Source organism: Rhodococcus jostii NBRC 16295, from assembly GCF_001894825.1.
GTDB lineage: Bacteria > Actinomycetota > Actinomycetes > Mycobacteriales > Mycobacteriaceae > Rhodococcus_F > Rhodococcus_F jostii.
The window spans coordinates 1-3,054 of record NZ_BCWY01000201.1; the positions used below are offsets into that span (position 1 = coordinate 1).

At 70.1% G+C, this 3,054-nt stretch carries 1 protein-coding gene; it reads left to right on the forward strand.

Features of this window, described 5'->3' with window-relative positions:
* Window positions 1-3,054 (forward strand): condensation domain-containing protein (locus RJ1_RS44645; RefSeq protein ID WP_255284973.1); only part of this gene is annotated, 3,054 nt, incomplete at both ends.

Here is a 3,054-nt window from a genome sequence, read left to right on the forward strand (position 1 = left end):
ATTGCCCGCGAACCACACCGCGCGGCACGCACACCGGCGGAAGAGACGTTGGTGTCGGTGTTCGCCGAAGTGCTCGGAGTCGGGCAGGTCGGGCTGGACGACTCGTTCTTCGCGCTCGGCGGCGACAGCATCCTGTCGATCCGACTCGTGTCGCGGGCCAAGGCGCGTGGATTGGTGTTCACCCCGCAGCAGGTGTTCGAGCACCGAACGGTGGCGGCTCTGGCCGCCGAGTCGGAGAGTGCCGCCGGCGAGATCGCAGTTCCCCTGGCCGAACTCGCGGGCGGCGGGATCGGCACGTTCCCGCCCACTCCGGTGGTGCGGTACCTGATCGAGCGCGGCGGGCACTTCGACCGGTTCAGCCAGAGCCTCATGCTCGACCTCCCCCGCGGCATCGACGCGGCCGGACTCCTCGCGACCGTCACCGCTGTGCTCGCACGTCACGACATGCTGCGGTCGCGGCTGCACCGGAACGCACATGGGCAGTTTGAGATGGAGACTTTTCCCGCCACGGACATCGATGCCGCGGCACTGGTTCGGCGCGTCCCGTACGACCCGGAGACCGATGCGGACGGGCTCTCGGACCCGGTGGCGACCGAGCATCAGGCGGCCGTGAACAGGCTGCGGCCCTCCGACGGTGTGGTCGTCCAGTTCGTGTGGCTCGATCCGGTGCCGTCGGCCGCACCCTCGGCCGAGGCGGGCCGGTTGATCGTGGTGGCGCATCATCTCGCGGTCGACGGGGTGTCCTGGCGGATTCTGCTGCCCGACTTCGCCGCTGCCTGGTCGCGGATCTCGGCGGGGCAGTCGCCGGCTCTTCCGGCACCGGCGACGTCGATGCGCCGCTGGGCGCACGCGCTGGCCGAGGAGGCTGGCCGGACCGAGCGGGCAGCCGAACTGGCGTGGTGGCGAAGCGTCGTCGAGGGACCCGACCCGCTGATCTCCGACCGGGCACTCGACCCCGGCCTGGACGTGGCGACCGCACTGCAGGACGTGAGCGTCGAGACCTCGTCCGAGGACACCGCGGTCCTGCTGACCGGCTTACCCGAGCTGTATCACGGCGGCGTCCTCGATGTGCTGCTGACGGCGCTGGCGGTGGCGTCGTCGAGGTGGCGCGCCGAGCGGGGCATTCCGGGGGCGTCGACGTTGATCCGGCTGGAAGGGCACGGCCGGGAGCAGCAGGTGGTGCCGGGCGCCGACCTGTCCCGCACCGTCGGCTGGTTCACGACGGTCTTCCCTGTCCGCGTCGATCTCCACGGCGTCGACGTGGGCGCCGCGCTGGCCGGTGGTCACGAGATGGGCAACGCGGTCAAGCGTGTGAAAGAACAACTCCGTGCGGTGCCCGACATGGGAATCGGATACGGGCTGCTCCGCTACCTGAACCCCGACACCGCCGGCAGCCTGCCGAGGACGGAGCCGGGGCAGATCAGTTTCAACTATCTCGGCCAGGTCCCGGACTCGGTCGACCACGGCACCGCGACCGGGTGGGGCCCCGCCGCCGGTTTCGGCGACCTGCGGTACGCCCCGGACCTGGACATGCCGGCGTCCGCCGCGATCGAGATCAACGCGATCGTGATCGGCGGACGGCTCCGGGTGGGGTTCGGATTCCCGGACACCCTGCTTGCCCGCGCCGACGTGGAGCGGCTGGCGGTACGGTGGCGGGAGGCTGTGTCCGCGTTGGTGGCCCATGCACGCAGCGCGGGCGCGGGCGGACTCACGCCGTCGGACGTTCCCCTCGTCGACGTGACCCAGAGCGACCTGGATACGTGGGAGGAACGTTTCGGCGCGCTCACCGACGTGTGGCCGCCCGCGCCCCTGCAAGCCGGGTTGCTGTTCCATGCCCTGCTCGCGAAAACCGCGATCGACGCGTACACGGTGCAGGTGGAACTGCACCTGCAGGGAGCCGTCGACCCGGTCCGGATGCGCCGTGCGGCACAGGCATTGCTGGATCGGCACGCGAATCTGCGGGTGGCGTTCGTTCCCGCACGGGACGGGACCTTCGTGCAGGTGGTGCCCGCGTCCGTCGAGATACCGTTCCGCGAAGTCGACCTCGCGGGTCTGACCGAGGACGCGCGCGGCGCCGAACTGGACCGGCTCCTCACAGCCGACCGGGCCGCACCCTTCGACACGTCGAGGCCGCCCCTGGTCAGGTTCCTCCTCGTCTCGACAGGACGTGAAGAATCGCAGCTCGTGTGGACGAACCACCACACCCTGCTCGACGGATGGTCGATGCCGCTCGCGATCCGGGAACTGCTCGCCCTCTATGTGGCCGGTGACGAGGAGGCGCCGTCGTTGCCGCGACCGCGTCCCTACCGCGACTTCCTGACCTGGCTGTATCGCCGCGACCCGGCGGAATCACGAACGGCCTGGGCGTCCGCGCTCGCCGGCGTCGACGGTCCGACGCTGCTGTTGCCCGACGCACGGGGACGGCAACTGTCGGTTCCGCCCGCCCACGCGCAGTACGCCTTGTCCGAGGAACTGACCGCAGAACTCACCACCCTCGCGCGCAGTCGGAACGTCACCCTGAACACGGTGACCCAGGTGGCGTGGGGCATCGTGCTGGGCGCCACGACCTCCCGTGACGACGTCACGTTCGGGAGCACGGTGTCGGGGCGGTCGCCGCAGCTGTCCGGGGTCGAGTCGATGATCGGACTCTTCGTCAACACCGTGCCCACACGGATCACGCTCAGTCCCGGGGAAACGCTGGGCCGGTTGCTCGACCGGACGCAGGCGGAGCAGGCCGCCCTCCTCGAGCACCACCACCTCGGTCTCGCCGATATCCAGCGAGTAGCAGGAACCGACATCGGTTTCGACACCGCGACCGTGTTCGAGTCGTACCCGATCGACCGGGGCGGCCTGACCGCGGACACCGATCTGGCCGGTATGCGGGTGGTCGACGTGACGGGTGTCGACGCCACCCACTACCCGCTGAGCGTGGCCTTCTCGGTCGACACGCAGCTGCGCATGACGTTCCACTACCTCCCCGACCTGATCGACGAGGCCACCGTCGACGCCATCGCGGGACGGGTCACCCGGGTGTTCGAGGCGATGGCATCCGAT